Source organism: Streptomyces colwelliae (genome assembly GCF_048158785.1).
GTDB lineage: Bacteria > Actinomycetota > Actinomycetes > Streptomycetales > Streptomycetaceae > Streptomyces.
Genome location: NZ_JBLTJC010000545.1, coordinates 1 through 5,506, shown reverse-complemented (window position 1 = coordinate 5,506; position 5,506 = coordinate 1). Strand labels below are relative to the sequence as shown.

The following is a 5,506-nucleotide window of genomic DNA, read 5'->3' as shown; positions in this document are numbered from 1 at the left end:
CCCGTGATCCACCCCGTGCGCCGCCCAGCTGTACAGGTGCAGGTCGAGGCCGTCCGGGTCGAAGCCCCGACAGCCGTGCGCCGCCTCGGAGTTGACCCGCGGGCAGAGCATGGAGTCGCCGAGTTCCGGGACCTCCCCCGCCACTCCGCGCACGACGCCGTCCGCGTCCGGGGACTCATGGGTGACCTTGAAGCCGCCGCCCGGCTCCTCACTGAGAAGGGGTACACGGGCACGCGGATGAAGGAGGTGGCGGCGCCGGCCGGTGTCGGCGAGCGCACGCTGTACGACGCGTTCCCCACCAAGGCCGCACTGTTCGGGCACACCCTGGGCGTCACGCTCGCCGGTGACGAGGAGCCGGTCGCCGTCCCGGAACGCCCCGAGACCCTGGCGATCCGGGAGGAGCCCGACCCCGAGCGCGCCATCGGCCGCACCGTCGACCAGATGACCGACCTGCTGGAACGCGCCGGCGACCTGATCATGATGACCGTCGAGGCGGCCGGCGCCGACCCGGACATGCGGGCCTCCGCCGACGCCGGCACCGAGGCGACGTACGGCGTACATCTCGCCCTGGCCACGGCACTTCAGGAGCGCGGAACCCTCCGCCCGGGCCTCGACGCGCGCACCGCCGCCGACACGCTCTACGCCCTCGCCTCACCGCACATGCATCAACTCCTGCGCAGGCACCGGAGTTGGACGCCGGACCACTATCGGGCGTGGCTGCGGCGGGTGTTGGTCGCGGAGCTGCTCGGTTCTCACTGAGCGGTGCCCTGCCAGAGTTCCGGGACGTGACCGTCGCGGCTGCGCATCTGGGTCACCAACACCCTTACCGCCGCCGCGAATCGGTCCGGGTCGCGTAGGAACTCCATGTGGATGACGGGGAATTCGACCCACGGCACGCCGATCCGGCGGGCGATCTCGATCGACGGCCGGGCGTAGTACGTACCGCGGCCCTCCGCGCCCGCCCCCAACACCACAGGAAACGGCGCCGACTTGAGCGCGGTCTCGTCGGGCGTGAAGGCGGCGAAGCCGGGCCACTCCGTGCCGAAGAGGTGGTCCTGGTTCCCGAGGAACCGCTTCCAGAGGTCGGCGGGCCAGCGGTACGCCCCCTTGCCGCGTGTCGTCTCCGCGAACCGGCGGCCGGCCGCGGGCACCCCGCCCCGCTCGTGGAGTGCGGCCAGTTCGGCGAAGAAGCCGCGCCCGGGGTCGCCGTCGGGCAGGACGTTCACGGCGGGGGGTTCGTGGGCGATGAGGCCCGCCATCACCTCCGGGTGCAGCGCGGCCGGCGTGAGGCCGATGATCGCGCCCCCGCTGTTGCCGAAGACCAGCGCCCGGCCGCCGGCCAACCCGTCGATGAGCGCGCGGGCGTCGGCGGCCTGCACGGTGAGTTCCATCGGCGCCCGCGAGTTGCCGCGTCGGTCGTACGAGATCACCATGAATGCGTCGGAAAGGGCCGCGGCGATGCCGTCGTAGTAGCCGGCGTCTCCCCCGGCCCCGCCGATCATCAACAGCGCCGGTCCGGAGCCGCGCACCTCGTAGTACAGCCCGGCCCCGTCGACCTCGAAGACGCCACTGCGCATGCCCGCTCCCCGCCCTCAGCGAAACGTTGCCGTTTCGCTGAAAGTGCTCTACTCTCCATGTGTACGAAACCGTTTCGTTTACGTTTTGGTAAACCCCGAACGACTTCCCTGGAGTGGTTCCCGATGTCCCAGAAGACATTGACCGAAGACACCCGGTCGGGTGCCGGGGAGGCGCAGTCCGCGTCCTCCTCCAAGCGGTGGTGGATCCTCGCGATCGTCGCCGTAGCTCAGCTGATGGTGGTCCTCGACGCCACCATCGTGAACATCGCCCTGCCGTCGGCCCAGCAGGACCTCGGCTTCTCCGACGGCAACCGGCAGTGGATCGTCACCGCGTACGCCCTGGCGTTCGCCTCCCTGCTGCTGCTCGGCGGCCGCATCGCCGACCTGTTCGGCCGCAAGACCGCCTTCCTCGTCGGCGTCGTCGGATTCGCCGCCGCCTCCGCGCTCGGCGGCGCCGCCACCAGCTTCGAGATGCTGGTCACCGCACGCGCCCTCCAGGGTGTCGCGGGCGCACTGCTCGCACCGGCCGCGCTCTCCCTGCTCAACACGACGTTCACCGACGCCCGCGAGCGCGCCAGGGCCTTCAGCGTCTACGGCGCCATCGCCGGCGCCGGTGGCGCGGTGGGTCTGCTGCTCGGCGGTGTGCTGACCGATGCCTTCGACTGGCGCTGGACGCTCTACGTCAACGTCGCCATCGCCTTCGTCGCCTTCGCCGGCGGCTGGGTCCTGCTCAGCAACCACCGTGACGCCGCGGGCTCCAAGCTGGACGTGCCGGGCACGGTCCTGGTCGCCGGCGGTCTCTTCTCCCTCGTCTACGGCTTCTCCAACGCCGAGACGCACGACTGGAGTTCACCCCAGACCTGGGGCTTCCTGATCGCGGGCGGTCTGCTGCTCGCCGCCTTCGCCTGGTGGCAGAACCGCGCCGCGCACCCGCTGCTGCCGTTGCGCATCCTGCTCGACCGCGACCGGGGCGCCTCGTTCCTCGCCGTGCTGATCACCGGTGCGGGCATGTTCGGCGTGTTCCTCTTCCTCACCTACTACCTCCAGCTGAACCTCGGCTTCAGCCCCACCAAGACCGGTGTCGCGTTCCTGCCGATGATCGGCGCCCTGATGGTCATGGCGCAGATCGGCACCACGATGCTCGTGCCGCGTCTCGGCCCGAAGGTCGTCATTCCGCTGGGCTTCGCCATCGCCATGGTCGGCATGGCCTGGCTGACCGACATCGGGACCAGCTCGTCCTACGCGACCCACGTCCTGCCGCAGCTGATCGTGATCGGCGCGGGCCTCGGCATGGTGATGCCGCCCGCGATGCAGCTCGCCACGGGCGGTGTGGCCGCCGAGGACGCGGGTGTCGCCTCGGCGACGGTCAACGCCATGCAGCAGGTGGGCGGTTCGATCGGTACGGCGCTGCTGAACACGCTGGCCGCGAGCGCCGCGACCGACTACCTGGCCGGGAAGGACGCGTCCAGCAAGCTGGTCCAGGCGCAGGCGACGATCGAGAGCTACACCACCGCGTTCTGGTGGTCGGCGGGCTTCTTCGCCGCGGGCACGCTGATCGCGTTCGCGCTCTACCGTCGCGGGGTCCCGCAGCAGGACGCGGACGCGGCACCGGTCGTCCACATGTGACCGGCCTCGCCCGAGCCTGAGCCGCACAGACCGAGGGGTCGCCGTCCGCAGGGAGACGGCGGCCCCTCTTCACCGCTCGCTCCGAGCACAGTCGCCCGATCGCGAGCGCTTACTGACAGAAAGTCAACCTTTCGGACCGGAATTCACCATGTCGAGTGAACTAGATCTTGCGGGCGGCCAGTTCAGGGATGGCCTGGACCTCTCCGGGGTAGCTACCGAGATCCAATGCGCCCCATGCCGAGGTGGAGCGGCCATGACAGCCGAAGCGGACGAACGCGACAGGCCTGCCGCCAACTCCTGTGCCCGTACGCGGTCGCGGGGCCCCTTCACGGTGGTCGAGGTGTCGGGCGAGATCGACATGGCGACGGCCGACCTCGTCGTAGAACATCTGGACGCCGCGACGGCGGTCGCGGAGCCCGACGTGCTGGTGGATCTGCGGCCCGTCGAGTTCTTCGACTGCTCGGGGCTGCGTGTCCTGTGCCGGGCCGAGCGGCGGGCCAGGGAACGGGGCGGCCGGCTGCGGATCGTCTCGGACGGGCCGCGCATCGACCGGCTGTTGCGTGCCTCGGGGCTGCTCGGCCGCTTTCCGCCGCTGCGCGTGCTGCCCTCGCAGGCGGAGAGGCCACAACGATGACAGGGGCCGGCACGGGCGACCCCACACCGCCCGGCCGACCCCTGGTGCGGGACCGCAGTGCTCCGCGACAGGGGTACGCACTCCCCAGCTACGGACCCTCCCTGTTGCTCACGGAGACCGTGCGGTCCCGGTCTCTCAGAACGTGAAGACGCCTCCGTGTCCGTAGGAGTCCTTCACGCACTCGTTGGAGAAGACGCGCTCGTAGGAGACGCGTCTGCCCTGCCAGACACCGTCGATCGTGACGACGACGGGGCGGTAGAGCTTGTTGCAGAGCACGTCGTCCCGGGCCGACAGGGCGTCGAAGTCGCCCCCGACGCCGCGCAGTTCGGCGCAGGCCTGGGCGGCGGCCGGGTGGGTGCCCGAGGAGGTGGGCGCGCAGGTGAGGGTCACCGCGCGTTCCGGTGTGGCGAGGGCGGCGGCGTCGCCGTGGCCCATGGTGAGCACCAGGGCCGAGGGGGCGTAGAGCGCGGACGGGCCGGCTCCGTGGGCGGCGAGGGCGGACCCGGTCAGGGGCCCGCAGACGGCGGTGGCCGTCAGACCCAGGGTCGCTGCCCAGCGTGCGGTGTTCCGCATTGTGTGCATCCTTCCGCTCGATGCGAACCGATCACGGAACGATCGGTTCGAAGAGGTGCCGGCCCCGCTCGGTCGGTGCTGGACCGGCGGGCGCCACTCTGCCGAGTCCGTCGCGGAAACTCACATCCCACCCACAGGTTTCAGTAACCTTGCGTGTTGAATCAGTGGCGTGAAGTCACAGAATTCGAACGCGCGAACCCCGTAACCACGCGGTTCTTGATCGCCGGATCAGGTCGGATGGCCGGTTTACCCGTGTTCGCCAATCGTCCTGAAACAGTCCCGAAACATTCCGCTTCAGCTCTCGGCGCACTCCGCCGCAGCCCCTTGCCTTCGCTCCGCTCGCGAGTAATCGTCATTACATGATTACGACAGAGCAGCAGGAGAAGCTTCGCGGCTGGTTCACCGGCCGTCTGCCCGACGACCTGTTCGAGGAGCTGGTCGAGGTCACGGTCGACCGCGAGGAGGTCACCGTGATCGGCCGCATCCCCGCGCCCAAGCTCGCCGAGGGCGTCTCGGACGCCGAGAAGGAGGCGGCCGTCCAGGGCCGGGTACAGGAGTACCGCGAGCGCACTCGGGAGACCCGGATCGCCCTCGCGCGCGAGGCCGAGCACCGGTTCCGCAGGAAGGTCTCGTGGGGTGTGGAGTGCGCCGGGGAGCGATCCCTGTTCACGCACATCGCCGCGCCCGTCATGACCCGGCTGCGCCAGCCCGAGCGCCAGGTCCTCGACACCCTCATCGCCGCCGGCGTGGCCCGCAGCCGCAGTGACGCGCTCGCCTGGTGCGTCCGCCTCGTCCAGCGCCACACCGACGACTGGCTCAGCGAACTGCGCGACTCCCTCGAACACGTCCAGCGGGTCCGCGCCCAGGGCCCCGACGCCGAACCGGAGGACGCCCCGGGCGACAGCGCATAGGAACAGCGGTGGATGATTCCTCCACCCACGGCACGGAAGATGGATGAACCGTCCTCTGGTGCGGGTGACACGGCCCGCCATAACGTCGGCAGACCGCCTGAGGACGGCATCCGCTCACCCCGCCCACCCCGCGCGCGTGAACGGCCGTCCACTCCGCCACCGCGCCACAACGCGCTCCACCGCCG

Annotated in this window: 6 protein-coding genes; 4 read left to right on the top strand and 2 right to left on the bottom strand. The window is 70.5% G+C overall.

Going from position 1 to position 5,506, the window contains the following annotated elements:
• Positions 1-177 precede the first annotated feature (177 nt).
• On the top strand, positions 178-759 hold the full coding sequence (locus tag ACNFOC_RS50375; RefSeq protein ID WP_416965695.1) for a TetR/AcrR family transcriptional regulator: 582 nt from the start codon (positions 178-180) through the stop codon (positions 757-759).
• On the opposite strand, the gene ACNFOC_RS50370 is transcribed toward ACNFOC_RS50375, so the two are convergent.
• Complete coding sequence (locus ACNFOC_RS50370; RefSeq protein ID WP_416965694.1) at positions 753-1,577, bottom strand: alpha/beta fold hydrolase; 825 nt, start codon at positions 1,575-1,577, stop codon at positions 753-755. The two genes, ACNFOC_RS50375 and ACNFOC_RS50370, sit on opposite strands and share 7 nt — an antisense overlap.
• A 123-nt stretch (positions 1,578-1,700) precedes the next feature.
• Between ACNFOC_RS50370 and ACNFOC_RS50365 the strand changes: the two genes are divergently transcribed.
• Complete coding sequence (locus ACNFOC_RS50365) at positions 1,701-3,203, top strand: MFS transporter (RefSeq protein ID WP_416965693.1); 1,503 nt, start codon at positions 1,701-1,703, stop codon at positions 3,201-3,203.
• Between the two features lie 253 nt (positions 3,204-3,456).
• On the top strand, positions 3,457-3,837 hold the full coding sequence (locus tag ACNFOC_RS50360) for an STAS domain-containing protein (protein WP_416965692.1): 381 nt from the start codon (positions 3,457-3,459) through the stop codon (positions 3,835-3,837).
• A gap of 135 nt (positions 3,838-3,972) precedes the next feature.
• On the opposite strand, the gene ACNFOC_RS50355 is transcribed toward ACNFOC_RS50360, so the two are convergent.
• A complete protein-coding gene (locus ACNFOC_RS50355; RefSeq protein ID WP_416965691.1) occupies positions 3,973-4,410 on the bottom strand; it encodes a protease inhibitor in 438 nt (145 codons plus the stop codon).
• Positions 4,411-4,769: 359 nt separating this feature from the next.
• Between ACNFOC_RS50355 and abmR the strand changes: the two genes are divergently transcribed.
• Entirely contained in the window at positions 4,770-5,321 is a 552-nt protein-coding gene (gene abmR, locus ACNFOC_RS50350) for an ATP-binding transcription factor AbmR (protein WP_416965690.1), read from the top strand.
• Positions 5,322-5,506 lie beyond the last annotated feature (185 nt).

Coding starts and splice junctions, on each gene's coding strand:
- ACNFOC_RS50365 (WP_416965693.1), top strand. CDS start 1,701: ATGTCCCAGAAGACATTGACCGAAGACACCCGGTCGGGTGCCGGGGAG.
- ACNFOC_RS50375 (WP_416965695.1), top strand. CDS start 178: ATGGGTGACCTTGAAGCCGCCGCCCGGCTCCTCACTGAGAAGGGGTAC.
- abmR (WP_416965690.1), top strand. CDS start 4,770: ATGATTACGACAGAGCAGCAGGAGAAGCTTCGCGGCTGGTTCACCGGC.
- ACNFOC_RS50360 (WP_416965692.1), top strand. CDS start 3,457: ATGACAGCCGAAGCGGACGAACGCGACAGGCCTGCCGCCAACTCCTGT.
- ACNFOC_RS50370 (WP_416965694.1), bottom strand. CDS start 1,577: ATGCGCAGTGGCGTCTTCGAGGTCGACGGGGCCGGGCTGTACTACGAG.
- ACNFOC_RS50355 (WP_416965691.1), bottom strand. CDS start 4,410: ATGCGGAACACCGCACGCTGGGCAGCGACCCTGGGTCTGACGGCCACC.